The 26,376-nt window shown below is 50.5% G+C and carries 24 protein-coding genes; 10 read left to right on the forward strand and 14 right to left on the reverse strand.

What is annotated here, in order from left to right; all coding sequences use genetic code 11:
• Nucleotides 1-50: 50 nt before the first annotated feature.
• The 3 genes from AC5JLP_RS03250 to aptA all read right to left on the reverse strand — a co-directional run bounded on the left by AC5JLP_RS03250 (nt 51) and on the right by aptA (nt 6,017).
• The gene (locus AC5JLP_RS03250) at nt 51-2,723 is read right to left on the reverse strand and encodes a GAF domain-containing protein (RefSeq protein WP_496066466.1); all 2,673 of its coding nucleotides are present in this window, start codon (nt 2,721-2,723) and stop codon (nt 51-53) included.
• Nucleotides 2,724-2,955: 232 nt separating this feature from the next.
• Complete coding sequence (locus tag AC5JLP_RS03255; RefSeq protein WP_496066467.1) at nt 2,956-3,297, reverse strand: hypothetical protein; 342 nt, start codon at nt 3,295-3,297, stop codon at nt 2,956-2,958.
• Nucleotides 3,298-4,670: 1,373 nt separating this feature from the next.
• Nucleotides 4,671-6,017 carry an omega-aminotransferase AptA gene (gene aptA, locus AC5JLP_RS03260; RefSeq protein WP_496066468.1) on the reverse strand — a complete coding sequence of 449 codons (1,347 nt, stop codon included), beginning with the start codon at nt 6,015-6,017 and terminating at the stop codon, nt 4,671-4,673.
• A gap of 99 nt (nt 6,018-6,116) precedes the next feature.
• Between aptA and AC5JLP_RS03265 the strand changes: the two genes are divergently transcribed.
• Nucleotides 6,117-6,920: a DUF6885 family protein gene (locus AC5JLP_RS03265; RefSeq protein ID WP_496066469.1), complete on the forward strand. Its 804-nt coding sequence runs from the start codon at nt 6,117-6,119 to the stop codon at nt 6,918-6,920.
• A 130-nt stretch (nt 6,921-7,050) separates the two neighbouring features.
• On the opposite strand, the gene AC5JLP_RS03270 is transcribed toward AC5JLP_RS03265, so the two are convergent.
• The 3 genes from AC5JLP_RS03270 to AC5JLP_RS03280 form a co-directional block, all read right to left on the reverse strand.
• Nucleotides 7,051-7,452, reverse strand: coding sequence for an ISAzo13-like element transposase-related protein (locus AC5JLP_RS03270; protein ID WP_496066470.1), 402 nt, complete (start codon nt 7,450-7,452; stop codon nt 7,051-7,053).
• A 382-nt stretch (nt 7,453-7,834) separates the two neighbouring features.
• Nucleotides 7,835-8,050, reverse strand: a complete 216-nt coding sequence (locus AC5JLP_RS03275; protein WP_496066471.1) for a hypothetical protein — start codon at nt 8,048-8,050, stop codon at nt 7,835-7,837.
• 123 nt (nt 8,051-8,173) lie between these two features.
• Entirely contained in the window at nt 8,174-8,797 is a 624-nt protein-coding gene (locus tag AC5JLP_RS03280) for a tetratricopeptide repeat protein (protein ID WP_496066472.1), read from the reverse strand.
• Nucleotides 8,798-8,973: 176 nt separating this feature from the next.
• Between AC5JLP_RS03280 and AC5JLP_RS03285 the strand changes: the two genes are divergently transcribed.
• From AC5JLP_RS03285 to AC5JLP_RS03295, 3 genes are all read left to right on the forward strand, one after another.
• Nucleotides 8,974-10,026: a glucokinase gene (locus tag AC5JLP_RS03285; RefSeq protein ID WP_496066473.1), complete on the forward strand. Its 1,053-nt coding sequence runs from the start codon at nt 8,974-8,976 to the stop codon at nt 10,024-10,026.
• A 227-nt stretch (nt 10,027-10,253) separates the two neighbouring features.
• Nucleotides 10,254-11,501 (forward strand): cation:proton antiporter, encoded by a 1,248-nt coding sequence (locus AC5JLP_RS03290; protein WP_496066474.1) that lies wholly within the window; start codon nt 10,254-10,256, stop codon nt 11,499-11,501.
• 115 nt (nt 11,502-11,616) lie between these two features.
• Nucleotides 11,617-12,327, forward strand: coding sequence for a fasciclin domain-containing protein (locus AC5JLP_RS03295; protein ID WP_496066475.1), 711 nt, complete (start codon nt 11,617-11,619; stop codon nt 12,325-12,327).
• A 273-nt stretch (nt 12,328-12,600) separates the two neighbouring features.
• Here AC5JLP_RS03295 and AC5JLP_RS03300 read toward each other — a convergent pair whose 3' ends face one another.
• Nucleotides 12,601-14,076 (reverse strand): CoA-acylating methylmalonate-semialdehyde dehydrogenase, encoded by a 1,476-nt coding sequence (locus AC5JLP_RS03300; protein WP_496066476.1) that lies wholly within the window; start codon nt 14,074-14,076, stop codon nt 12,601-12,603.
• 9 nt (nt 14,077-14,085) lie between these two features.
• On the opposite strand from AC5JLP_RS03300, the gene AC5JLP_RS03305 reads away from it, so the two are divergent.
• Nucleotides 14,086-14,211, forward strand: coding sequence for a hypothetical protein (locus AC5JLP_RS03305; protein WP_496066477.1), 126 nt, complete (start codon nt 14,086-14,088; stop codon nt 14,209-14,211).
• A gap of 111 nt (nt 14,212-14,322) precedes the next feature.
• On the opposite strand, the gene AC5JLP_RS03310 is transcribed toward AC5JLP_RS03305, so the two are convergent.
• The 3 genes from AC5JLP_RS03310 to AC5JLP_RS03320 all read right to left on the reverse strand — a co-directional run bounded on the left by AC5JLP_RS03310 (nt 14,323) and on the right by AC5JLP_RS03320 (nt 17,948).
• The gene (locus AC5JLP_RS03310; RefSeq protein ID WP_496066478.1) at nt 14,323-14,844 is read right to left on the reverse strand and encodes a type IV pilin-like G/H family protein; all 522 of its coding nucleotides are present in this window, start codon (nt 14,842-14,844) and stop codon (nt 14,323-14,325) included.
• 622 nt (nt 14,845-15,466) lie between these two features.
• Entirely contained in the window at nt 15,467-17,179 is a 1,713-nt protein-coding gene (locus tag AC5JLP_RS03315) for a transglutaminase domain-containing protein (RefSeq protein WP_496066479.1), read from the reverse strand.
• Nucleotides 17,180-17,609: 430 nt separating this feature from the next.
• Nucleotides 17,610-17,948, reverse strand: coding sequence for a hypothetical protein (locus tag AC5JLP_RS03320; RefSeq protein ID WP_496066480.1), 339 nt, complete (start codon nt 17,946-17,948; stop codon nt 17,610-17,612).
• 301 nt (nt 17,949-18,249) lie between these two features.
• Between AC5JLP_RS03320 and AC5JLP_RS03325 the strand changes: the two genes are divergently transcribed.
• Nucleotides 18,250-19,446 carry an ATP-grasp domain-containing protein gene (locus tag AC5JLP_RS03325; RefSeq protein ID WP_496066481.1) on the forward strand — a complete coding sequence of 399 codons (1,197 nt, stop codon included), beginning with the start codon at nt 18,250-18,252 and terminating at the stop codon, nt 19,444-19,446.
• Nucleotides 19,447-19,460: 14 nt separating this feature from the next.
• Here AC5JLP_RS03325 and AC5JLP_RS03330 read toward each other — a convergent pair whose 3' ends face one another.
• Both AC5JLP_RS03330 and AC5JLP_RS03335 read right to left on the reverse strand, forming a co-directional pair.
• Nucleotides 19,461-19,961, reverse strand: coding sequence for a hypothetical protein (locus AC5JLP_RS03330; protein ID WP_496066482.1), 501 nt, complete (start codon nt 19,959-19,961; stop codon nt 19,461-19,463).
• Nucleotides 19,962-20,261: 300 nt separating this feature from the next.
• Nucleotides 20,262-20,744: a DUF2267 domain-containing protein gene (locus AC5JLP_RS03335; protein ID WP_496066483.1), complete on the reverse strand. Its 483-nt coding sequence runs from the start codon at nt 20,742-20,744 to the stop codon at nt 20,262-20,264.
• A gap of 481 nt (nt 20,745-21,225) precedes the next feature.
• On the opposite strand from AC5JLP_RS03335, the gene AC5JLP_RS03340 reads away from it, so the two are divergent.
• The 4 genes from AC5JLP_RS03340 to psb35 all read left to right on the forward strand — a co-directional run bounded on the left by AC5JLP_RS03340 (nt 21,226) and on the right by psb35 (nt 24,176).
• Entirely contained in the window at nt 21,226-22,251 is a 1,026-nt protein-coding gene (locus AC5JLP_RS03340) for a hypothetical protein (protein ID WP_496066484.1), read from the forward strand.
• 133 nt (nt 22,252-22,384) lie between these two features.
• Nucleotides 22,385-22,786, forward strand: coding sequence for a hypothetical protein (locus AC5JLP_RS03345; protein WP_496066485.1), 402 nt, complete (start codon nt 22,385-22,387; stop codon nt 22,784-22,786).
• A 187-nt stretch (nt 22,787-22,973) separates the two neighbouring features.
• Entirely contained in the window at nt 22,974-23,189 is a 216-nt protein-coding gene (locus AC5JLP_RS03350) for a hypothetical protein (protein ID WP_496066486.1), read from the forward strand.
• A gap of 780 nt (nt 23,190-23,969) precedes the next feature.
• Complete coding sequence (gene psb35 / locus AC5JLP_RS03355; protein ID WP_496066487.1) at nt 23,970-24,176, forward strand: photosystem II assembly protein Psb35; 207 nt, start codon at nt 23,970-23,972, stop codon at nt 24,174-24,176.
• Nucleotides 24,177-24,321: 145 nt separating this feature from the next.
• Here the strand turns inward: psb35 and AC5JLP_RS03360 are convergent, their stop codons facing one another.
• Both AC5JLP_RS03360 and AC5JLP_RS03365 read right to left on the reverse strand, forming a co-directional pair.
• Nucleotides 24,322-24,747: a tellurite resistance TerB family protein gene (locus AC5JLP_RS03360; RefSeq protein WP_496066488.1), complete on the reverse strand. Its 426-nt coding sequence runs from the start codon at nt 24,745-24,747 to the stop codon at nt 24,322-24,324.
• A 97-nt stretch (nt 24,748-24,844) separates the two neighbouring features.
• The gene (locus AC5JLP_RS03365; protein ID WP_496066489.1) at nt 24,845-26,257 is read right to left on the reverse strand and encodes a 16S rRNA (cytosine(967)-C(5))-methyltransferase; all 1,413 of its coding nucleotides are present in this window, start codon (nt 26,255-26,257) and stop codon (nt 24,845-24,847) included.
• Nucleotides 26,258-26,376: the final 119 nt, after the last annotated feature.

The raw sequence follows: 26,376 nt of genomic DNA on the forward strand, positions 1-26,376 counted from the left end.
TTGTTTGTAAACCTGGTTCTACCCTCAATTAGAAAAGTTTTGTCAGGCAGTCAGGTTTCAACCTTGAAGGTGCTCACCGATCGTTGCAATGCCTGAGAAACGTTCACCGTTGCGTGCAGCGACTCTGTTACCTGCCGAGACGTATGGGCCGTCTGCTGCGATCGTTGGGCAAGCTGCTGCATGAGTTGGGCGACTGCCTGGGAAATCTGAGTTTGAGAAATAGTTGCCTCCGAAATGGATTGCACTAACTGATCAGTCTCCTGAGAAAGTTGGCGCAGTTGCCCAAGATTTTGCCTGGCATCTTCAACGAGTTGCGTGCCTTCTACCATTTGCACAGTGCTTTGCTCCATCGCCTCAAGCACCTGGCGCGTTTCGCGCTGGATGTCGTCCACAAGTTGCTCGATTTCTTGAGTTGCGGCGGATGATTGTGTTGCCAATTCTCCCACTTCTTCGGCAACCACAGCAAACCCTAACCCGCCTTCGCCCGCTCGTGCCGCTTCAATACTGGCGTTCAGTGCCAACATATTTGTTTTCAGCGCGATTTGATTGATCAGTGAGATTACTTTCGAGATAGACTGCGATGATTCGCCCAACCGCTTCATCTTGTGGGCGGTTTCAGACATGGTTTCGCGGAGGGTAAAGATGCTCTGAACCGTAACGTCGATCGCCGCTTGACTTGCCTCTGCGGTAACCGATGCCGTATTGGTAACGGTGGCTGCCTGGTGCGCGCTCTCTGCGACCGCCTGAATTGAAGTCGTCATTTGATCCACAGAGCTAAGCGTTTGGGTAATGTCTTCTGATTGCCGCAGCGCTTCAGCCACGAGTTGTTGAACGGTCGTTTCGTTTTCACCGAGCGCGGTGTTGACCTGAGTTGCCGATCGCTTCACCTGCACTACAATTTGGCGCAAGCTTTCCACAATGGCATTGAAGAAATCTGCTACCGTCCCAATCTCACCTGCGGTGACATCGGCTCGCACGGTCAAGTTGCCAGAGGCGGCACCTTCTACCTGAGAGAGCAAGCCCACCAATTGCTGCTGCAACGCTTCTCGCTGCTGGCGTTGCTCTTCGCCTAACTGTTCCGCTTGCTGGCTTGATCGTTCAAGCTGCTGCAACACTTCATTTCGATCGATCGCCAAACCGATTTGAGCCGCGACCTCTCGAAAGAACGTAATTTCTGGAGCCTGCCAGGCACGCGTGCGCGAACATTGATGAACGACCAGCAACCCATGCAAAGTGCCGCTTGCCAAAATGGGAGCCACCAGATTAGCTCTGACCTTAAAGGGTTCTAATTGTGCTAAATGGCATTCTGTAAGACCAGCTTTGTAGATGTCTTCCAACGCCTGCACGCGACCCTGCTTGTATTTTTCGACATAGTTTTCTGCAAAACAGGGGTCAGCAATGACGGTGCCCAACGCACTGGGATACTGATGTCCCACGGCCTCAGCCGCAATCATGCCCTGCCACTGGTTATCAAAGAGATAGACGATCGCGCGATCGGTTTTGAGCGTTTCTCGCACGCCGCGCACCGTCACGTTATAAATTTCTTGCAGGGTAAGCGCGCTCCGCATGCGAGAGCTAATGTGATAGAGCTGTTGTGCTCGTTCGGTTTCAGCGTCCTTCTGTTCCAGGAAGGTCACTCGATCGAGCGATAACCCCACCTGGATGGCGAGTTCTTTCAGGAAGTCAATCTCACTCGCGTCCCATACATGAGGAGCTTCGCAGTGATGTGCAATGAGTAAGCCATATAGCTGATCATCTTTCAGAATGGGTGTAACCAGGTTGGCTTTAATGCCCAGTTTTGCCATTAACTTCAAATGTTCTGGATGAAACCCAGCGTTAAAGACATCGTTAGTGGCGACAACTCGCCCTTGTCGATAGGCTTCAATCAGGTTTTCACTGATGCAGGCATCTTCAATGGTGTCTGCTAGCGCGATCGGTAAGCCAGGTGCTACCGCTTCAGTAGAGATATAGCCGCTCCAGTTAGCATAAAAGCGATAAATCACCACGCGATCGACATTCAAAGCCGCTTTAGCTCCCTGCACTGCCTGCTCAAAAACGGTTTCTAAGTCTTGCTCGGTGCGTGCACGCGAACTTGCAATTTGCCCGATGACGTGTGTTCGTTGCACCCGGCCATCGCGCTGAAGGGTTTGGTTAGCCAGCAGGGACTCAGCCTTAACAGCACTATCGGCTAACTGGTTAAACACCTGAGCAATTTTGCCGATTTCATCCATTGTGGCGCTATCAGCACGAATCTCACGAGCGCCCAGCGCAAACATCTGGGTATCTTGCTGTAGCTGCTTGATGGGCTTTGCGATCGCCCGATACAACAGAAGCATCACGCCTGCCTGCGTTGCTACAAGGAAGGCGATCGTCAAAAGCTGTTGCTGCAAAGCCAGTTGCTTTAAGGTGCCTCGTTGTTGTTCAGTCAGCGATGGCTTCAGACCAGACTGATTAACCTGTATCTGGTTAACCGATGCTGTAAACCAGACGGTGGCACCTGCAACGGCCGTCACCGACAACACTCCAGATGTAATCCAGCCAAGAAGATATTTGCGCCGTAGTGATTGGTCGCTAAACCAGCGTGGCACCAATGATTGCTGCCGAGGCGCTGGCCCACTTGCGGTCAAACTTAACCCAGACCGCGATCGCTCAGACACCTCAGCTTGATCATGCTCATCGTTTGCAAGCAGTGGTTGAACTTGATTTGCCAATTGATTCGTCATAAAAGCGAGACCTTAAATCATTAGATGGTTGAGCGACGTGCGTTCCAACACGTTTGCAGAGAAAAGCCATGCCAAGCCTGGTGAATACCCATGATTTCCCCAATCCTTAGCAGCAAAAATTAAGCGTGAAGTGCGTTTGCGTAGCACTTCAGCAGATGCCAACCTGCTGATCAAATCTGGTCAGCAGCTCTGTAGGGTCAAACCTGATTGCCAGACTTCTTGGCAAATTACTTTAGTCACTACAGCTAAGCACCCGCTTACACACAGCGCGAGCAGCCGCAGAACCGCCACCAGTCAAAATTTCTAGGCCCACAGGGCCACCAACAGCCTTGGCCGCGATCGCCAACTCTGTAGTGACAGCCAAAATGCACTGGTTCACATCTTCCTCGAAGTCGGCCACAGCATGGGGATGATCATCTTTCCAGGCTTGTGCTAGAAAAAGCGCCAACGTCTCAAGGTGAGCACTGAAATCAAACGACGGTACCGCTTCATAGGGTAACGGCTCAGCTTTACCTGAGTTAAAGCCGCTAAGCGATCGTTTTTCAAAATTCGTGTTCAAATTAAAAAAGCTCATGCAACTAGCATCCGAAACAACATCACAGAACAGGCCCGAAACTTGATACGAAAGGTAGATAGCCCTGGTGATGCCGACTTAGTCGAGCCTAAAAATTTTAAATCCTTGGGACGGGATTAAACCTAACCAAGTAGGATGAAAGACGCGTATTACAGACCCATACTTTAGAATTTACAACGTCCCAGAAATAATCAGCAATTCTGTAAGACGATCTTTATAGGATCTTCATAGACATAACTCTATTGCTGCTAAAGATTCAGTTCAATCAAAGGGTACACCACGTTTAGAATTCAAGTAAAGCACTTGATTAGAATAGATGCTGATCACTCTAATCACTTCGACGTATTCTGAGGTTTAAATAAGCAGAAGTAGGAAAAAGTTACTCAAACAAAACGTCAACCTTGCCCTGAGTTAACAAAGCACTCCCGTACTGTCAGTGCTGAGTCTCTCTCAAATTCTAATCGTTTTATATTGCCATAGACTTCAGCTTTAAGCTCTGTCTCGCCGTCGATCGAGCTTTCAGGAAGCATAGGGCAGATGTTGCTAATGGAAACCCCTACCTCTTCATTATTTGCTGCATATGTACTAATATTTGACTGTAAAATACAGTTCATATTAATAATGAGATCTGAAAACCGAATCAGAGGCGTTAACATACTTTGACCGAGTTTCAGACAGCAGCTAATGAGTAATAGAGGAAGAAATATAGGAGTAAAAGTAGCCACATAAGGGTTGCTCAGTACACTACTAACTTGGCGAGTATGACTTGATGCTAGTAGAATGTCAACGTAATATGCGTATTACTTCGCTTATTTTTTAAGAAGAGTAAACTTTTCAAAGTTGTGGAATCTGAGAGGACGTCTGAGACATTGCGATCGCCTTTTGTAGAGGCGTGCGGCAAACAAGCTCCTCAACCCTCGAAATTTGCAGGCTGAGTTGTAGCTTGCTTTTGCGTAACAGTACAGCGTGAGACTCAATACCAGCCTGGTTTCTATTGGGTTTCGCTATCGCTTTCCTGGCACGCCAGAACGGCTTTACCCAACCGACGCAAGCATCGAGATTTCCAGAGCTTTGTCAGTAATCAGATAGCACCCCTGAAGTCAGTTATCAGCAAGACCCGATCTAAAGCCATTCACTATCAGCCGTCAGCTTTTAATGAAGCCGATCGCTGGTCACAAGATGACTTTCACAACTCAAAGAGGATGGCTATAGAAGATTGATCTGCTGTGAACGGCATCGCACTACGGGCGGTAGCAGATTGAGTATAGTCCTGCCTGAAGATTGGTTCCTCTGGCACAAAGCTGAAGTTTCTCCGGCATTATGCTGAGTCTTTGCAGACTGGCCGTAAGCCGGTTGGTTCAACCAATACCTGCTCAGGATAGTGTTTTAAGGACATGCCCTAAACGCTCTATCAGTTGATCAATCTGGCTGGTTTCAATAATTAGTGAGGGCGACAGCGCAATGACATCGCCAGCGGTACGCACCAAAAGTCCTTGTTCAAAACAGTTCACCAGGCATTCGTATCCACGAGCACCAGGCTGCCCAGAGGAGGCAAGTTCAATCCCGGCAACCAGGCCCAGGTTGCGAATGTCAATGACATGCGGCAAGCCGTTGAGAGAATGGACGGCATCTTCCCAGTAGCTTGCGAGGCTATGCGCTCGTTCAAACAATCCTTCTGCCTCATAGATATCTAGCGTAGCTTCGGCAGCAGCACAGGCGACGGGATGACCAGAGTAGGTGTAGCCGTGGAAGAGTTCGATCGCATTGTCGGGGCCATGCATGAAGGCGTCATAAATACCTTGCCGTGCAAACACTGCCCCCATTGGCACGGTGCCGTTCGTAATGCCTTTGGCTACCGTGACTAAATCAGGCATCACGCCAAAGTAGTCCACTGCAAAACTTGAACCCAACCGCCCGAAGCCCGTAATGACTTCATCAAAAATCAGCAGAATGCCGTATTTATCGCAAATGGCGCGTAGTCGTTCTAGATAGCCTTTCGGCGGTATGAGGACTCCAGTTGAGCCTGCCATCGGTTCCACAATGACAGCAGCGATCGTCGAAGCATCGTGCAGCGTTACAATGCGCTCCAACTCGTCTGCCAGATGTGCGCCCCACTCCGGCTGTCCCTTTGAGAAGGCGTTGTGTTCGAGATTGTGAGTATGCGGCAGGTGATCGACCCCTGGAATCAAACTGCCGAAAAACTTGCGGTTGGGCGCAATGCCACCCACAGAGATGCCCCCAAACCCAACGCCGTGATAGCCGCGTTCACGCCCAATGAGCCGAGTACGTGCCCCTTCTCCCCGCACGCGATGGTATGCCAGGGCAATTTTGAGGGCTGTATCCACCGACTCAGAGCCAGAGTTGGTAAAGAAGATATGGTTGAGGTCGCCAGGGAGCATTTTGGCAAGGCGATCGGCCAGCGAAAATGGCCCTGGATGCCCCATTTGAAAAGTCGGCGCAAAGTCAAGCTCCATCACTTGCTTCTGCACAGCGGCGGCAATTTGCTCACGCCCGTGTCCTGCGTTGACGCACCACAGCCCAGCCGTACCGTCGAGGACCTCTCGACCATCCACCGTTTTGTAATAAACGCCTTTAGCAGAGGCCATCAATCGCGGTTTGGCTTTGAACTGACGGTTGGCCGTGAAGGGCATCCAGAAGGCATTGAGGTCGGTGGGGGAGGCGATGGGGAGTGGGGAGTGGGGAGTAGGGAGTAGGGTCATTGTGTGAACACCTTGCATTGGTCGGTTGTTTACGGGTAGAAAGCGCGATCGAGGCTAGTGGGTGAAGCGTATAACGGATGGGAAAGGAGGAGGACAGTCGTGGAACAGGGTGATTTCTTGGTAAGGCTTTTGCCAGGGATGGTGCAGCTTGCTGACGTGCATCGGTTGGCGGGTCAACAGCACGATAATCTTTGCGGGCCGTACTGGATTGCCCTGCTGTTGCGATCGCGTGGCTTTCATCAGCTTACTCCAGAAGCGGTCGCCCAATGTGCAGGCTCCGTTTTGCCAACGGGTGACCCAAAAACGTGGCTTCCCAGAACCGCCAGTTCACGACAAGATTACAGCGTGGCGCTTCCTGTAGCCGCTGGTTTGAGTGATGCGGGTACGTCTTGCACAGGGTTTAATGGCGGCAGTCTCAACGCTATTGGAGGGGCGTATACGTTGGTAGCTATTCAAGCTGAGTGGTCAGCCGCGCGAGTCGAAGTGGTGCTTGATCTCTGCCGCCATCCCACTTGGAAGGCCATCCCGCTTTGCAATCTCCGCACCGATCGCCGCTGGAGTGCAAGCCTGCCAGTTAGTGACGCGATCGCCTACCTTAACGGTGAACCCATCACCTCTCCAGCCGCCGATTGGAACGTGGGACATTTTCTGGCGCTAGCAGGCATAGTGGAAGGCTACGAGCGATCGCTCATTTTGACGTGCGACACCTATCCCAGTTTTGGCTGGCAAGGCTACCACCTCCAACCCGCAGACGCGATCGCCCAGTCACTTAACCGAGGCGATGGCAACAGCGGCGGCATTCTGCTGTTTATTGCTACTCAAGACAAAGAGCAAGTTGAGCAGTGCATTAAGGCAGAGGAGTTTGCGATCGAGGCTTGGGATAACGGCAGTCCCAGTAAATGAAGGCTGGGGGAGCAAGGGCAGCGGAGGAAGCAGGAGCGTTTTTAGTGATTGTTTTTTGGTTGTTAGAAGGAGTCAGGAGTCAGAAGTCAGGAGTCAGAAGTAACTCAAAACTCTCCCCACTCCCTATCCCCTAACCCCCATCCTCTAATAAATCTCCATATACTCCTGCTGTTCCCACTCTGTGATGTGGTCGTGGAAGCGGGCAAGCTCGAAGCGTTTGACGGTGGTGACGGCGGGTCGCACGGCCACTATCGCGGTCAACGACCCACTCGTCAAGCTGCGGGGAATCGAGGGGATGCTCACGCCACCCAGCAGTTAGACAATCGACCATAAAATCACTGGTCTCTGCTGACTGACCCAAGTCAAGCGAGAGTTGATCATTGTGCGTGTTGAGAAGGCCAAAAGGCACCCAGCCGGCTTGCCACTCAGGATCGTAGTCCTCTGCCTGTTTGGCCTCCAAGCTACGGGCGTTCCCGCTGCGCGCTAGCTTCCTCCTTTTGACCTTCGCTTTAGTAGCAATGGACAATCGCAACGCGTTCGGCTTGTCATCGGCTGCGCGATTTGCTCGGAAGACATGGGCGAAAAGGACAATCGGTTGGCGGCATCTTTTTTACGGGCTTGGTCTTGTGTATTTTTGAGGCGATACCCCATGCGATTGAGCCTTTCACCGATAGTTTGACGAGTCGGCCAAGCGCTCTCGTCGTAGCCCGTCGCACGCACGCCTCGCAGACGGCTCTGGCGCTAATCCAGGCATACAGAAAGGTCGATTGAAACTTTGGGTCTGCCTGGGCTTGAGCCTCCACCAAGGAACAAATATCCGCTTCTAAGTGAGGCAAAAGCTCTGCACTTTTGCGCCGTCCCCTGGCTCGATAGTTCTCCACACAGACAAGCCCACTGCGCCGTTCATGCAAGCCTCACTGGACGCTAGGACGACACCAGCCTAAAATTGTCTCTGCTTTGCGGGCTGAGCCATCGAAGGAATCTTCGGTGTCTTTTGCCATAAAGTCTCGCTTACGGTGACCAGTCAGCTTCTTCGCTGCATTTTTGAGGGTCAGCTTGATGGTGTTGTCTAGCATGATGCTCACGATTCCAGTGCTAGAGATTGAGGGCAGCCGCAGACCAAGCCGCACGTTCTATCCTCTAGAATGGCGGGGAGTCTATTTCCCCCCAAGTTCCTAAGCAAGGAAAGCTTTGATGATAGTTTTACTCCCAAGACTCCTCAAATAAACCTCACATCCGATGAAACTTGGCGATTACAGTTGCTGAAGTTGCTTTACGTTATCCAGCGCTTTTTGTTGCCAGGGCAGGTTCAACTGCTGCTTAAACAGCGTAGCGGCTTGCTGAAAGTCTGCGATCGCCCCTTCCTTATTGCCCGTAGCGGTGCGGAGTGAACCACGGCTGTAGCGAGCCGCCGCGTTATTAGGTTTTAGCAAAATGACCTGGCTATAATCGGCAAGTGCGGCCCGTACGTTGCCTGTTTTGGCATAGGCCGTGCCCCGGTTATAGTAGGCATCGGCATAATCAAGCTTCAACGCGATCGCTTGATTGAATGACGCGATCGCGCCGTCCAAATCGTTCGCTTTCGCTAGCTCCAAACCTCGTTTAACCCATTCATAAGCGGTCTTTGGCTGTAGCAGCGAGGCAGCACTAGGAGTGGACGGGATGTCACTGTTGTCGCTAGCACAAGCAGACAGCACGGGTACGCCGAGAATCATCAGGGCGATCGCGATACGAACCGTCATATTAAGGAAGCGATAAGCAGTAAAGCGGCTAGGAAACATTGCAAGTCCCATATGTGGGCCAAGGACAATCAAGCTCGATTGAGACATAAATCCGACTTTAGTTGGTTGATGGGTGGTGGGGTAAGGCTTAAACATACAGCTATGATGTGACTGCCGTCCGACTGCTCAGTTGCCTGCTGTTGTGATCACGCTTTAATTGATCGTGTCTCAAGCAACGCGCCGAGGACTGGCTACCATTCCATAATGTTAGATGAGCATTTGGCGGTAATGGGCTGCAACGAAGCCGGATCAACGCGTGGAGTAGGGAAGGTATGACATTATTATTAGCTGGCGATATTGGCGGCACAAAAACAGCCCTTCGCCTTGTAGACGCTGAAAGCAGTAAACCGAATCCAGAAACGAACTTCACAACGCTGCACGAAAATCGTTACGTGAGCGCCAATTTTATAGATTTGGTGCCGATGGTGCGACAGTTCTTGGCGGAGGCAGAGCAGGGGCTTGGTTATGCAGTTTCACCCGAAAAAGCATGCTTTGCGATCGCGGGGCCGATTGTCAACAATACATCAAAGCTCACCAACTTATCCTGGTCGCTCAGCGGCACTCGCTTGAGCCAGCAGCTAGACATTGCGCAGGTATCTCTAATTAACGACTTTGCAGCGGTTGGCTATGGTGTGCTTGGCTTGAAGCCAGTAGACCTGCTGACGCTCCAAGTTGGGAAACTTCAAACCGATGCGCCCATCGCTGTGATTGGTGCTGGAACAGGTCTCGGTCAGGGCTTTTTAATTCCTCAAGGTGGCGATCACAGGGTGTACCCCACAGAAGGTGGGCATTCTGATTTTGCACCCCGTACCGAAATTGAATTTCAACTGTCACGCTACTTGATCGATAAGCATAATATTCAGCGTATTTCAGCCGAGCGCGTCGTGTCTGGACAAGGAATCGTAGCCATCTATCAGTTTTTGCGCGATCGACAGTTGGCGGAAGAATCACCCGATATCAAACAAGTTGTGCGTACCTGGGAACGCGAAACGGGGCGTGAAAAGAGCGTTGATCCAGCCGCCGCCATCTCACAGGCCGCTTTAGAAAAGCGCGATCGCCTTGCGGAACAATCGATGCATCTGTTTGTGGATGCGTATGGTGCCGAAGCTGGTAACCTGGCACTCAAACTGCTTCCCTATGGCGGGTTGTACGTGGCTGGTGGCATTGCGCCCAAAATTCTGCCACTCATTCAAGACAGTAGCTTCCTTAGCTCTCTGATCGACAAAGGACGCATGCTGCCTCTGCTAGAAACCGTTCCTGTTCACGTGGTACTTAATCCCAAAGTCGGGTTAATTGGTGCAGCTTTGTACGCCTCAAAACTTTAAGAGGCAAAAGGTAGAAGGCAGAAGGCAGAAGGATGAGGAGTAAAGTAAGCTGAACAGGCTAGATGGGCTGAAAGCTGATGGCTGACCGCTAACCGCTGACCGCTGATCGCTTTTAGAGAGTGTCAGTTTAATTGAAAGCTTCTACTAGTCAACAAGATCCACCACAGGTTGCATTACGGTTGCCCATCCAATCTCTAAAGTTGAGATGACCGTTTCGCAACACTTGTGTGGATATCTACATTCTTGACCTACTGGTCATTGGCTTGCTGCTGCTGCTAGTTACGCTAGGGTCGGGATGGATTGCTCGCTTGCCCATTTCCTATGCGCTCATTTACCTGGTTGTTGGTATCACACTCAGTCCTTATGGCTTTAACTTAATTCAACTCCGTCCCGATGCGAAATTTCTAGAGCGCATGACGGAGTTTGTCGTTTTAGTCTCGCTTTTTGGCTGCGGCTTGAAGATGAACCGCCCCCTTAAAGCGTGGGCGTGGAACTCGACCATTCGACTCATTGGCTTTCTGATGCCCCTTTCTATTTTTGCGGTGGCGGCGATCGCACACTGGCTGTTGCAGCTCAACTGGGGGGCTGCCGTTCTACTGGGCGCAATTCTGGCACCAACCGATCCGGTATTGGCATCAGAGGTGCAGCTAGAAGGTCTCTGCGATCGAGATGAATTGCGGTTTGGTCTCACGTCTGAGGGTGGCTTAAACGACGCTCTTGCATTTCCATTCGTCTACTTTGGGTTGCGGTGGCTTGAGGACGATCAGTGGCAAAACTGGTTTGCACAATGGGCCGCTGTCAATGTCCTTTGGGCGATCGTGGCTGGTATTGGGATGGGTATTGGAGTGGCACGCTGCATTGGATGGATCGATCGCTCCCTGCAACGCTACCGACCAGCGGATGAGTTAATCGAAGACTTTGTTGCGCTTGCCACGATTCTGGTGACTTACTCGCTGACAGAGTTAATTCATGGCTATGGCTTTGCAGCCGTCTTCGTTGCTGGGATGGTGATGCAGCGACGGGTTGCTAGCCCAGATAAGTCCAACTCTCAGTTGCGCTTTATTTCGCGTCTCGAAAAGTTAACCGAGGTGGGCGCGATTCTCATTCTAGGTTCGATGCTACGGCTGGAGCCGATCGTTCAGTTTGCCGCTCCGGCTCTCTTGATTGCAGGGCTACTGCTTTTTGTGATTCGTCCCTTAGGCACCTGGATCAGCACGATCGGCGCACCCATTCACCCTGCAACGCGCTGGCTCTTTGGCTGGTTTGGCATCCGTGGAGTGGGTTCTCTTTACTATTTAACCTACGCGTTTGGGCACGGACTACGAGGGCAAACAGGAGAACTCATTGCCTGGATCACCTTTATAACCGTTGTGCTTTCGGTGGTGCTGCATGGCATCAGTTCCACCCCTCTCATGACATGGTATGAGCGACGGATTGAGCATAAAGCTCCTCAAAAAGAGTCTTTTGAGTCGTAATCCGTGCAACCTGTAGCGTTTTTTCAAATCTACCAAATGGTAGAGCAGTTCTTAACACAACATCGTTACAGTAAATTTTGTTCATGTTTGTTAACACTGTTAAGGAGTGCTAAACATGCGAAACGTTCATCGCCCGACCCTGTTCCAATCCTTTTCCATACTCGTAAGTGTTGCTGGGCTAGGAGTGGTTAGCGTCCCCGCGATCGCTCAAATGTCACCCAGTCCAGAGCAGTCTCCCGCAGGCAGCGTGCAAACGTCGCCCACTCAGGCTCCTGTCGAAGTTCAGCCTGGTAGCACCATTCAAGCTCCCGCAGGCACAACCCAACCTATTGATCCCACTCAACCGCCTGCTACCAGCACACCAGGTGCCTCAACTAGCAATCTGACTCTTTCTGAGCTGCTTCAAAAAGGAGCTAGCACAGGCTCGTTCAAAACTCTGGCTAAAGCCGTGCAGGCAGCCGGGTTAGAGCAAACCTTGAGCGAGAGCAATGGAGCTTTCACCGTGTTTGCTCCCACCGATGAAGCCTTCGCGGCCCTTCCAGCAGGCACACTTGAAAAACTGCTGAAGCCAGAAAACAAAGCGCTTTTGAGACAAGTTCTGGCTTACCATGTCGCCCCCACTGAGTTGCCTTCAAGCGACCTTAAGACGGGCTTGGTCAAAACGCTGGGTGGTGGTCTTGCGGTGAAGGTCAGCGCAGGCAAAGTCGTTGTGAACAATGCCACTGTGATTCAACCCGATATTGAGGCTTCTAACGGCGTTGTGCATGCGATCGATCGCGTTCTGATTTCGCCCACTGTTAAGCAGCGCTTGATTTCGCTGAAGTAGTGGCTGATGCACTAAGCGATCGGATATTTGAACACGTGTGAAGCTAGGGCAGGAATGGCGATCGCTGTTCCTGCTCTTTTTTAACCGGGTGCGTTGATGGGCGATGAGAACCCCCTCATCTTATTTGTGCGATCTCACAGCCGTTTTCGTTTGGATGCACCACACCCGGTACCGTTCGGCTGAGCACTCACGTCGAAGCCCTAGACCCTGCATCCATTCTCAATCAGACTGCGGCTTAGTCGATCGAGAACCGCTGTCTTTGTGCGATCGCGGCTAAAACTTCCGTGTCCAATCCTGCCAACGTTCTACCACAACCTTCGTTTGCGTAAAAAACTCAACCGCCTGATGCCCTTGCCCGTGTAAATCGCCAAAGAAGCTGTCTTTCCAACCGCTGAAGGGGAAAAAGGCCATCGGAGCCGCCACACCAATATTGATACCAATATTCCCAGCATCCACCTCGTAGCGAAACTTACGCGCTGCCCCACCATTAGTAGTAAACAAGCAGGCCATGTTGCCATATTGCCCCTGGTTGATCAGCGCGATCGCCTCATCCAATGTATCAACATGCATCAAACTCAGCACAGGGCCAAAAATTTCAGTGCGGGCAACGTCGCCCAGTGGATTGACATCTTGTAAAACAGTGGGTCGTACAAAGTAGCCAGCTTCATAACCAGCAATTTTGGGCTGACGACCATCCACCAGAATCGATGCCCCTTCATCAATCCCTTTTTGAATCAAGCCTTCAATGCGGGTCTGGCTTTGAGGGGTGATCACTGGCCCCATTTGCACACCGTCGTCCAGACCATAGCCTACGGTACGCGTTTGAGCCACATCGGCGATCGCATCGGTAAAGGGTTGACGGGCATCGCCAATGGTGAGCGCGATCGAAGCGGCTAGACAACGCTGCCCCGCACACCCAAACGCACTATCCGCCATAATGCGAGTTGTCATCGTCATATCAGCATCCGGCAGAATCACAACCGGATTTTTTGCTCCGCCTTGGCATTGGGCACGCTTACCGTTTGCCGCCGCACGACTGTAAACATATTTAGCAACAGGCGTAGAGCCGACGAAACTGATGGCCCGAATCAATGGATGATCGAGAATGGCATCCACGATCGCTTTATCACCATTCACCAGATTCACCACTCCTCTAGGCAGCCCTGTTTGTTCCAGCAGATGCATCACCGCTTGCAGGGTGAGGGGCACACGCTCAGACGGTTTGAGAATGGTGGTATTGCCACAGGCGATCGCGTAGGGCATAAACCAAAACGGAATCATCCCCGGAAAGTTGAACGGCGCAATCACCGCTGTGACGCCAAGCGGCTGACGAATCATGCTTTCGTCAATGCCCTTTGCGATATCTTCAGAGTTGTAGCCCTGCATGAGGACGGGAATGCCACAGGCAACCTCGACGTTTTCGATCGCCCGTCGCAATTCACCCTTCGACTCGGCGAACGTCTTGCCGCATTCCTGCGTAATCGTCTGTGCCAGGGCATCAAGATGATCTTCTAATAAACCCTTGAGCTTGAAAAGATATTGGATGCGCTCTGTTGCGGGTGTGCGTCGCCAGGAAACAAATGCTGCTGCTGCCGCCTGTACCGCTTCGTCCACTTCATTGGCTGGCGATAAGGGCACCGTTGCCAATGTCTCGGTCGTCGCTGGATTCAGCACGTCTAGATACGTCGTAGCCGTTGACGTAGACCATGCACCGTTGATGTAGTTCTTAAGAGCGGTAGATACACCCATACGTTGTTCTTGAGTTTGCAGAAGAATGACAACCACCACGACCTGTCGATCGCGCGGCGTGATCCAACAGCGTTTCTAGCCTGCGCCGTTGGGCAGATGCTTCAGTCTAACGTCACTCTCTGCGATCGGTGGTAGTATTGCGGCTTCTACGGATACAAGCGATGCTTAAATCTACTGACAAAACGCCAACTCCACCTTCTTATCAAGCAGCATTCATGCCATTCGTCTCAAAAAGACCGTGCATCATTAATTACCCAAATTTTCAAAGGAGCCAGTACATGATGGGCCAGCTTCTGGCGCAAACGTAACGCCAGAGGCATCACCCGCTTGGGGTTTCTGAGATTGACAGAGTACCGCCAGCGTCGTCAATTCACCACCCACTACACCAGTCGTACTGCCCACACTCACCCCACCTACATGCGCCCGCAGCGAAAGCGTGTTCTGGGGATAAGAAACATTGGTCGCAGCCGTGCTGGTGTTGTCTTGAATGGCGTAGGTATAGTTTGTCGTTTGAGTTTTGATGCCCAAACCCAATAGCGAGAAATCGTTTGTGAATGTATTTTGCTCAAGAAAGTACGCCTGATGAGCGCGGTTCAGCGAACCAATGTACTGCTTTGATTCGGTTTCTTTCGCTTTGTTAGCCTGATTCAAGAACGAGGGGAGTGCGATCGCCGATAGAACGCCAACAATCACAATTACAACCAGCAGTTCAATTAAGGTAAAACCTTCAGGTGGATTAGGGGTGGATTTACGGAGAGACGGTTTCATGGATTGCTCTTGTAGTCAATAGAGAGTGAAGTACTTAGGAGATGCAACCCGTACCAATGCAGGCTTTGAATGGGATCTCAAATCAACATTGCTAAAGTCATTGAAGCGTGTCTTTCTTAACGGATTATCAGCAATTCTACTGAGGGCAACAAGCCAGAAGTCCTCAAGTTTATAGACTCTTGACAAGCTAATACTTAGGGTTCATCGGTGCTACATAGCTCGGCATAGGTGTTTCAAGGCTTACATGCTTACAGCCCTTACGCCCAAGGGGTTTGAATGACCAAAGCCGTAGTACCAGCAGGACTGTTTTCAGTCCAGATTTAGAGTCAAAGCAAGCAAACGATTGACCAATGCTTAGAAAGATCGGCAGTTTGGCTGAGAATGCTGACAAGTAGCCAGGGAATCTTAAATGCAGAACTCTGGGTGTAACGATGTTTTCTTTGCTACTGCTAACGTTGATGACTGGCTTTACGATCTATCGCGTGTTGCTGCTTTCACACAAGCGTGTATGAACTAAACAAACCATTTGTGTGTTGAAACAGAAATGATGCAATATGCTTAAGCGCTACTCAATCCTCAGCACTCTTTCAACCGACATTACAAAACTTCTGATGTGCTAAATTTACAGACCAGTTGCGTCCGGAGGAGGCAATTCGCCGAGAATCGTGAAGCGGACGTGATTAATCGCCAACTCGCCGATCGACACATCTACTCCATCATTCTGGGTCGTCATGGTTTCAAATGGAATGCCCTTGCCAATTTCGGCGTGATACCAGGGCAACCCCATAAAAAATCGGGTTGGATATGGCCCCCGCTCAACCACATCATCAGGGTTTGATTCCATCGGCAGCCAGCCATAGCCAGGAACGTAAAACTCAATCCAAACGTGGTTATAGTCCGGCTCTAGCGGAACGTTATGCTGTTCGGCTTTGGCAGGGCACTTGTAACGACCAACAGTACGACAGGCGATGCCATTTAACCGTGCTAGCGCTAGCAACACACCCACATATTCGCCACAGGAACCAACGCCTCTCTCCCACACGACATCAGGCGTATCAATATGAGGCGTGAGGCTGTAGGAAAGGCGATCGTACACGTAATTGCGAATCTTTAAGATCTTTCGCAACAGATTAGTTTCGGTGCCGATCGCGGCCTTAGCGGCTTGCTGAATTACGGGTATATCCATTGCCAGCTCGTCATCATCCACAAGATAACGGTCATGAAAATCGGCGGGCATGGCAGGTAATGTCTCCACATCATCTGGCGTCAAGGCATACTTAATGCCACGCACCTCCAGCAGTGCTTTCCAGCCAAAGACCTGCCGTTCTTGCGCTTTGAGCTTATTGAAGTGGAAGACAGCAACCCGCTGCCCATCTTGTAGTTCTTCGGTAAAGGGAAGGCCGATCGCATCAACGCGCAGAATTTTTTGGCGATGCGTTTCAGTCGGTAAGGCAATCCGCCATTCCAGGTTGTGGATCTCGACTTCTTCTAACGGTAGTAGCTCCTCTGCATAAGACATCTCAATCAAATAGCCGTTAGACAAGGTGTAGCGGTCTTTGGCATTGTGCTGAATGTAGAGCGGGTGGATGAAGGTACGATCGCGGAACGTGAGTTCTAGCGGCTCTTCTAGATTGTTTGGGTTATCTCGAATATAGGGTTCTTCACCTGCGTAGGAGACATAAAGAATATCCCGTCCCTCGTCTGGAGAGGGGTAAAACGTCAGCCCAGTCGGAAATTCAAAAGGCGTTAACACGCAAAACTGCTGTTCACCCGTCGCTCGATCGAGGCAGTACACGGTTTGCTCTAGGCGATCGCACACCCAAAGCTCTTCACCGCGAACTGCCAGGTTAGCAACACCCACACCGGGCATAGGCAAGCGAGTAATTAACCGTCGTGACTGACGCTCAAAAATCGAGATATACCCTTCTTTTTGACTGGCAATATAGACCGTTGATTCCCAGACAGCAATGCCATCAACCTCGTAAGGCATGGTGACAAAAAGCTGCGGCAAAAAGTCATCAACGCTGCAAACGTAAACATTTTCTTCGCGCGCAAACCAAAGACTCGACTGCCAGACCGCTAACCCAGTCGCACCAATAAAATCCTCTACCTGACAGGAATTAACGATCGTTGCATTGTCAGTAGCAGGGTCAATCCTTAGCACATAGCCCCGTATCGAATCGAGTGCCACAAGAGACTCGCCTAAAACCGCAAGTCCTTGAATGGCGTAAGCTCCCAAGGGCCGAACGGTACGCGACCAAACGTCCTGTGCAGAAGGGGGCGTGGGAATGGAGGCGGAAGACTTAACTACAGACTGTGCGTGGCTCGTTTGCATATTTGCGGCTTTTCTGTACCGTACCGTTTTGGAATGACTAAAGTGTCGTCGCCTGCTTTCACTTAATTAATCAGCGAAGGAAACGTGGCAATCCAGCTTTTCGACCAGTACTCAGTGTCTTCATCATAAACACAATCCCTTGAGCAGATCTGTATCCAGACAGCTTTCCATAAAATCAATTTGTGGATACGTACAGCGATCTCTGGTCGGGTATCTACGGTCGATCGCTATGCACGCCTTGCGTAGGCTGGAACAGCACCACTCCTGTCGTCTTTGAGCAAGCCATTAGATCAACAAAGTGAATCAGTAGCCGGAGGAAGATAAGAGTCGCGGTCGAACGACAAATTTAAAGGGCAGAAACAAGCCCCATTCGTCTTGCTTCTGCCTTGTGCCCCTAGGATTATTCTGGACAAACCAGGCAACTCAGCGGCTAGCCACCGTAACCAGCTTGACGGACAACGTCAGAAATTTCTTCTGCATCTTTGACGTGATGGAGCGCTTTCTGGCTGCCATCTGGTTCGTCAACGACAAAGTAAGTGGGTACAACAATGTGGTCACCTGTGATGTCAGGCGCGTCAACGGCCACTTGTTGAGCCTTCTCTTCCAAGGATTTGGATTCATCAATACGATCGCCCGGATTGACCGTCATGTCAGGGTTGCGATCAAGCGCTTTTCTCTGCTCTTGTTTCTGAGCGGGATCAACTTCCTCAGGGGTCATTGGTTGGTTGATGTCCGCTGCGTTATCGTTCGGCATAGAGTCTTTGTTCATCACACAGTCCTCTTCTTATCTCTCATTCCACATTAGAAGGAGAGTTCGAAATGCTCATCTTTCTAACGGAGCGATGTTCGGTATCTCGCAAGATGGATAGCTAGTTTGCAGCACTTGCGTTTGCGATCGTGGCTTAGCCAAAGGTCTTCTCATACACACCCTCAAAAGTGTCCTGACAAGGCTTGACAGCATTACTGGTAAACTAATCGCGAATGCACGGTAGAGGAAAACCCAGCTAAAAGGCTATCGTTAGAATCAAGTTTGATGGCTATGGGGCATTGGTAAACAAGGTAGTAGCGGTATGGATTTGTTGGAGTATCAGGCAAAGGAATTATTTCGCGAAATGGGCATTCCAGTGCTGCCCTCTCAGCGCATCGATCGCCCTAAAGACTTAAAGGGCCTGACGATCCCTTACCCGGTCGTGCTGAAGTCGCAGGTATATATTGGGGGACGCGGGCGAGTGGGTGGCGTGCGGTTTGTCGAAAACACGATCGATGCGGTAGCCGCCGCGCAAACGATTTTCAACTTGCCAATTATGGGTGAGTATCCAACAGCGCTGTTGGCAGAAGCCAAGTACGATTCCGAACGCGAATTTTATCTAGCAGTTGTTCTCAATCGATCGATTTGTCGCCCTGTGCTGCTGGGGTCGCAGCAGGGTGGTATTGATGTCCAAGCCGCGCTGGAACGGATGCAGCATGTGGTGGTCGATCAAGAGTTTTCGCCCTTCTATGCCCGCCGTTTAGCGCTCAAAATGGGGCTTCAGGGAGAGTTGATCGAATCTGTTAGCGCCATGCTAGAGAAGATGTATCGACTTTTTGTCCAACACGACTTAGATCTGGTAGAGATTAATCCTCTAGGCGTTACGACCAGCGGCGAAGTCATGGCACTAGACGGCAAAATTACCGTAAATGATGATGCCCTTGCACGACATCCTGCGTTAGCCACTCTCATTGCCAGAACAGACAGTTACGCTGGGCCTCCGAGCACAGAGCCTGTGACAATGGAACTGGACGGTCAGATTGGCATTTTGTGCAACGGTGCAGGATTGACGATGGCAACGATGGATGCAGTCTCTCAAGCGGGAGGCAAACCAGCCGCCTTCTTGACGATCGGAGGTGAGACTCAGTGGGATGCAACTCCAGAAAGATTACGTGAACAACTGGAGCGCGGGTTAGAACAGATGGCGCAAACAAAATACGTGCGCGTGCTGCTCATCAACTTAGTGAGCGGCCTGATCCCCTGTGATGATATCGCAGGCGTTATTGCCACATATCTACTCAGCCGAGTACGCAAACCACGCAGCATCAGCGAAATCAGCCCTGAAGCCTTGATTTCTCATGCGACTCGGTTCCCTCAGTTAGTTGTGCGGTTAGTTGGACGCGATCGGGACTCAGCGCGATCGTGCTTAGAAACGGTTCAAATTTCGTTGATTGACAGTCTGAATGATGCCGTGACCCAAGCTGTGACGCTAGCCAAAACACCCGCACGCAATTCGTAGTAAACACTCTGGCATCAGTTCAAATACACTTCGCCATCTGACTCAATGCTAAGTGCTGTCTTATCAATGGCAAAATCAGTAGTTTCAGTCAGCGTGAGTTCAATCGTGTTGGGAGCCGTTGTAGGCACCTGCGGACTCACGAGCAAAAACCCTCGATCGCGCCGATAGAACGTGACATTAACAGGTGTTTTTAGGGCTTGGAGTGTTGCGGTCGATCGTCCGGTCAGCGTTCGCACCTGAGTATCACCGATCACTTGATAGGCGATGTCAGCTCCAGTCTTATTGATTAACTTAACGCTAACTAAACCGTTTGCAGGTCTAAGCGTTGCAATCGGAGGCTGTTGTTGACTTGGTAAAGGTGGATTGATTACGGGAGGTGAAGGGCGCGTTTGTGCACTTGCCTTACCGCTGGATGAAAAAGCGATGATTGGGAAAGCAATCACAACCGAAAACAATAAGCCAGCATAAAAAATATCACCCAAAGCAGACTTATTCACTTGTAGCGCTTTTGTCATAATCACTTTATACTTTATAAATTTTCCTAAACTGGTGAAAGATGGAAAATTGGAAAGCATCTAGGAGACAGAACTCAGGAGTTGGAAGTGGTTAACTGACTAACTTCTGACTCCTCAATGCTTAAATTGAAGTTGTACCGTAGTTGAGCGAGGCTTTCTATAGACGGACGTAGTCAACTAACGACTTGCATTTGCTAGAAAGCTTTCTTTATTCGTTTCTAGCACTGTTAAGCATCTGCAAGAGACGAACATAAAGTCTATCCCCGCAACTCACCTTAACAATAGCAACAAAACGTCTACTTAAGCTTCATGCCATAGTTCACTGACTCGTCCCTCTGGCATCCATTGAGCAATTTCTTCAATGCGTTCTTCAGAGAGTTCATCTTTTGTCGCAGCGAAAATAGCTTTGACGACAGCTTCTCGATCTCGTTCTGGAGGCATTCCAGACTCATTAGCAACTCGGAAGAGAAAGCGATCAGAATCAATTTTGAAGATACCAGGACCTTGCCACGGTGGACGTACCCGACTTAGGAAGCCAACCAGCGGATTGGTATCGCGCCAGAGATCAGTAACTTCCATTTGTAGCGCTTTCTCATCCGTTGGCAGCGCGTCTTCGTGAAGTTCGTCAGCGACGCGATCGGCCGCTTCGGTTGTCATCAAGTCGCGCATAATGCGAAAAACAACTTCTGTGACGTCTCTAGCGTCATAAGGCTCAGGTAAATCACCATTTCTCATCACCTTTTCAAGGAATGGCATGTCCTTCTCTTGGATTTGAGTCTGCATGAAAGGCTCCAACTTTATGAAATGTCGTTTTTACAATTGTCTCTGTGCGATCGCGGCTGCAAGTCTAACTGGCAAGACTTAGCCAAAAGCCGCAGTGGATCGTCATGACCGGGTTTTTCCACTGATCACATTAACTTCTGTAATCAAAATTTATTGGAATGGACATTTCTACGTCTCCGTCGCAGGAAGCAGCTTTTTGAGCGGTCACGCTATTCTTTAGAGGGATTCGATCGTTAAGACGACATTACGCTAGCCTCTAAGCGATCAAATCGCAGTCTAAAATAGAGGGATTCGCTTCTACAACCCATTTTTATTGGTTAAAAGAAGATACGTCTTCTTTCCAAGGCACCTCCATCGATTGCTCTCGTTGGTGCACCTGCCGCACCTTTGCCCTCAAAGTTTGAGCTACCGCTATTAAATTTGCGCGTTTCAGGGAAATCTGGGAGCGCTTAGAAACCAGTTGTCACTGAATTTTGACTCAATGAAACTGTCGCTTTATTGCCCTAGCTGCTCCCGACCGATCGCTGACCTCAACAACACAGTGCCGCAGGTAACCTGCGCGGCCTGCCGACATCATTATGGTGTGGTACATGGCAAGCTGTCTAAGCATTCCTCCATCAGCGAACCCTTGCTGTTTCTTAGCGATAAGCTACCTAGTTTCCATAAACGACACTACACGCTGCAAATTACAACGCCCGATCGCAATTTGAAGCAACTTCAGTTTTCTATCCCTGGCAAGGCAGACCCGCTCTCGGTTCACTATGGCGACGTGGTGTCTGTGCTCTACACGATGCAGGGCTACCTGATGAAAAAGCTCGTTGCTGTCACCAACCACACCACTGGCAAACGCTACGTCCTGCCGAAACCCGTACCCAGTAACACCCAACGGTTCCTGTCCTTGACCACGATCGTTCTTGGGCTTTTGGTGGGTTCTTTTATGCTAAGCGGGGTCAATGTCTTTCTCGTGTCGATCGTGACGGCTCTGGGAGTGCTGGCCTATCTTAAAGTAACCAATAGCGCACAATTAACTAGTCCACCGCTGGATGCGCAAGGGCATGAAGGTCGGCGACTAACGGGCGATCAACGCCTTCTAACGCAGAAAGTAAAGATTGAGCATCGCATTGATGAGATCAATCATGAGTGCAAATCGAATCAAGGTCTTATCGATCGGCTAGAAGACTTGAAGCGCAAAATGGTCGATGTCGATCAGCAACTCTATGCCCCCCGCATTTTTAGAACCACTGGCGCAGTGACAATCTTGAAGCAGCAAATTACCAACAGTCAACGACTAGTGCGGGAATATCGACGGGCATTGCAAATGATTGAAATCGAGATAGAAACATCCTGGATTGCCGATCAATTACCAGATGCAAGCAATTTTACCCGCGCCATTTTGCAAAAGCTGGAAGAACTGAAGGCGATCGAAGAGCAAAATCAATTCCTCAAGCTTCAACTTGCCGCCTATGAAGAAGTGCAGCATCATGTGATTCCAGGCTATGAACGCTAAGGAGCGATAACAGTAGCCGTTAAGATGGCTGCAATCGCGTCAGGTTAGTTGGCATAGGGTCGGCCTCGATCGAGGTGAGCTACAATCAGGAGTGGTCAGCGCACTCAAGTAAAGTGCATTGGCGAGGGTCTTCATGGAACTTGGAGCGCAACTTAGCTGGCAGAGAGTCAAACACATCGTCAGCAGCTACCAACTAGATGGTCACGATACAGAGGTATTTGAGCACGATTTACAGTTGCTTTTTGCTCATTACCCGTCCCCTCTCATTGAGCTTGCCCTCGTTGAAACACTGGTTGATGGCTGGCTTCAGGTGCCGCTCCTACGAGGCTGTGAGTTTCTAGCCAAAGTGTATGAGCTACTCAAGCAATGGGAAGAACAGGCACTTACAGGAAGCGACTCTGTGACGCGACAACGCGCTAGCACCATTGCACCAGACCAGTTTCAGCAAATTACAGGACTTGATCCGACTCCTATTTTTGGGTCTGATCGATCGTCGTCTCAACCATCGCTGCCGTCTTCTGGTAGTAGTGGCTGAGGCGAAACGGTTGCTTGACAGCAGAAGTTCCGACCGCTGCAGCTTGCAGTCATGTGACACGCATCACGCTAAGCCCCTTCAGTGGTCACTAGCCAGTGCAGTAGGAATCACAGGTTGCACGTCTGTCTGTCACTGGAACTTTAGGCCGCAGGCTCGATACTAAAACCATCGAGTTCTAATTGTCGTCATGGTTGCTATCAGTCCACTGCCTTGCGCCATCTCTGAACTGTTTGCCCAAGTTAGCGTTTCTGGCCAAATTACATTGGCCGATCGCTATGGCATTTTGGCAGTGCTGTTGCATGAACCCACCAATGAGGAGGAGTTGCATTGCATCGATCGTCTTCTACACTCCTTGCGGAAAGGACGCGTACAGATCGTTAATGAGCTTTCTACGATCCTGTAATACCAATTCTTTAGAGGATGTTTGGAAAGTGGCAAAGGGCACCTGTAGAGAGGAAAGCCTCCTAGGGGCTTAGGCTGAATCATAACAACAACAGCCCTCCAGGAAGCAATGATACCAATTTGAATTGAAAATGCGACACATCCTATAGGGGCAAGGCAATGCCTTGCCCCTACCCACCGATTGATCTGTAGCCGTCATTCTTTAAATCGGTATGACTCTAGCCTACACAAGCGAACTCACGCTTGAACAATTTGAGTTACTCCCAGCCCTGTTGCCCCCTGCTGCCCCGACTGGCAGACCTCGCACGATCAATCTGCTGTCGGAGTCCTCAGAGCGTTCATCTATATTGCGATGATTCGGCTGATGCTACGCAGGTTGGCTTGAACCTTTTTAGACCTTCTCCGTATTTCCAAACATCCTCTAATATTGGCAGTGATCTAGCCGAGTCACAGGGTCTTTCATACCTTGACTTTAGCGATTTTTCATTCGCTTGGAGTGTCCCTCTCTCTGCGCTCTGCGTAAGTCCTATAGTTATTAAAAGCTGTCAGAAGGTAGAAGGCTAACTGCTGACCGTTGACCATTGACCTCTTAATCAGTACGATTCTCTGTACGAATGAGCCATGCATCCCTACAGAGAATCGCTCTTTCTGAAGATTTCTTTATATCCATCAAGGTGATGAGATACCACGATCGTGAAAATAAACCCTGTGGAAGATGTCTTGGTTTACTCACGCCTATATGCTTAACGGTAGGATTTAGAATTCGTATGGAGTGTAATCGATGAGTATATTAATGGTTGCGGATGCTGCTAGCACTGGCATGCAGTTTCCAGTTTCTTTTACAGTTGTTTATGTGGTTGGGTTTATTGCGGCTGTCTCGATCGGCTCGATCGCTTGGTACAACTCGAAGCGTCCCCCCGGTTGGGAAGGCAAAGAGCGCCCCGATGCTGTACCTGAAGTAAAGAAAGAAGAAACCCCTGGCTTATAGTGAAAAAGCTGAGCCGTCAGTGTCTACAGCTGTATTAGTCATCGGCTATCAGCTCAAACTGCAAGCTGATGACTAACTCTGTGTTGTCTAAAACGCACTTTGAAGCACTATAAATCTGCGTGGGTACAGGGCTTCAAACTTGGGTCTATGAATTTAGGGTCGAGATCCAGCGTTGGTACATGCTCCGGATGGCATTTAGTACGGGACTGTGGCCTGTATCAGAGGAGGGGCTAGCAGGATTCAACTGTTGCAAATCAGTAAGCATCTTTGCTTCAGCACTGTCAACAACGCCGTCGCTGTAGATGAGTCCGCTGATGGCTTCAATCAGTTGCTGGCATCCTTCTGAGGTGGGGTGATCGCCCAGGTAATCGTTGACCCACGCATAGCATTCTTCTGGTTTGACGGCGCGAAATTCGTGTATCAATGGCTGGATTTCCGGTTCGTTTTCCAGTCCTTTTTCTTGCACAATACGGTTTAGGTAGGTGCGCTCTTCTGGCTGAATTTGTCCATCAAGCCAGGCAACCCCAATCAGAATTTTAAGCAGGGTTTTGGTGTCAGAGTTTGATGCCATTGGTTTCTAAAAAAGTTAGGTGGTAAGGTTTGGTCGAAGAATACTAGCTATTTTCCCTACACCCTACACCCTACCCCCTACCCCCACCTATGACCCCTTAACGCTTCTTCAAGCGAGCCATAAAAAAGCCATCCATATCATGCTGCTGTGACCACACCTTGACCCATCCCTCAGTTGTGACGAAAGCGGCAGGGGGAGATGTGGTAGCTGGTGGGTCGATCGCCCACTCAAGATGACGCTCCAGAAAACCCTGCACGATCGCCTCATTTTCTAGCGGATGCAGCGTGCAGGTGGCGTAAACCAGAATGCCGGATGGTTTTACCCATGAGGCTGCTTGCTCTAGCAACTCGGTTTGCAGTTGGGTCAGTTGCTGTACCGTTTCGGGCGTTTGTCGCCAGCGAGCATCGGCATGGCGGTGGAGGGTGCCCAACCCAGAACAGGGCGCATCCACCAACACTCGATCGCACTGTCCGACAAATTGCGGTAGTTGGCGACTATCGCCTTCGCAAAGCTGGATTGATCGCACGCCCAGTCGATCAGCATTTTGCTTGAGTTTTCTGAGCCGCGATGCCGCGCGATCGCACGCCCAAACCGTACCTCGATCGTGCATCAACTCCGCCAGGTGCATGGTTTTGCCGCCCGGAGCAGCACAGGCATCAACCACAACATCTCCTGGCTGCGGATCTACGAGATAGCCCACCAGTTGCGCGCTACTGTCCTGTACAATCCACCAGCCTTCAGCAAACCCTGGTAACTGCTGCATCGCCCCGGATGCACTTGGAAGGCGCAACGCCTGTGGCAACTGAGGCACCCGACTGACTGCAATTCCTGCTGACTGCATTGCCGCTTCAAGCGTTTCTAGAGAGGCTCGTAGCGTATTTACCCGGAGATCAATGTGGGGCGGTTGATTCAGCCATTGACACAGTTGCTCTGTTGCCTCAATTCCTAACTGCTCTAGCCACACCTCCACAATCCAGTTGGGGTAGCTGTGCAAAACGCTCAGACGATCGACAGTAGAAGGATAAAGGCTTAAGTCTAAAGGATCAGGATGCAGAGCAAGATCCTCTCCTGTCATCCCTTCTGCCCCCTGCTCCCTGCCCCCTGCCCCTTGCCCCCTTTCCCTCAAGCGAACATACTGCCGCAGCACCCCATTCACAAAACCTGTTAATCCCGTAAACCCGTTTTGCTTCGCCAGATCGACCGTAGTATTAACGGCAGCAGAGGCAGGCACCTGGTTGAGATAGCGCAGTTGGTACAGCCCTAAATGCAGAATGGCACGCAGATCGGCGGGTTGCTGATGGACAGGCTTTTTGGCAAGTTGGTTAATGAGGGCATCTAAGGTGCGCTGGCGACGAATGCTGCCGTACACTAGCTCAGTCAACAGGCGACGATCGAGTAAACTACTCAGCTTTGCTTGATGCAAAACTTTATCCAGGGCAACGTCGGCGAAGGCTCCTCGCTGCACCGATCGCAGCACTAAAAAAGCCAACTGACGAGGATTTTGAGTCACGAAAAATAGGAAAGAACACCTTTTTCAGGATAACAGGGTGGCTATGGCGATCGACGTTTTTGGCTGTCTGATACCTCAAGTCTTCCTGAACCACAGTGTCCCCATAAGGCGGTAGGATC

It is taken from the genome of Stenomitos rutilans (genome assembly GCF_059505485.1).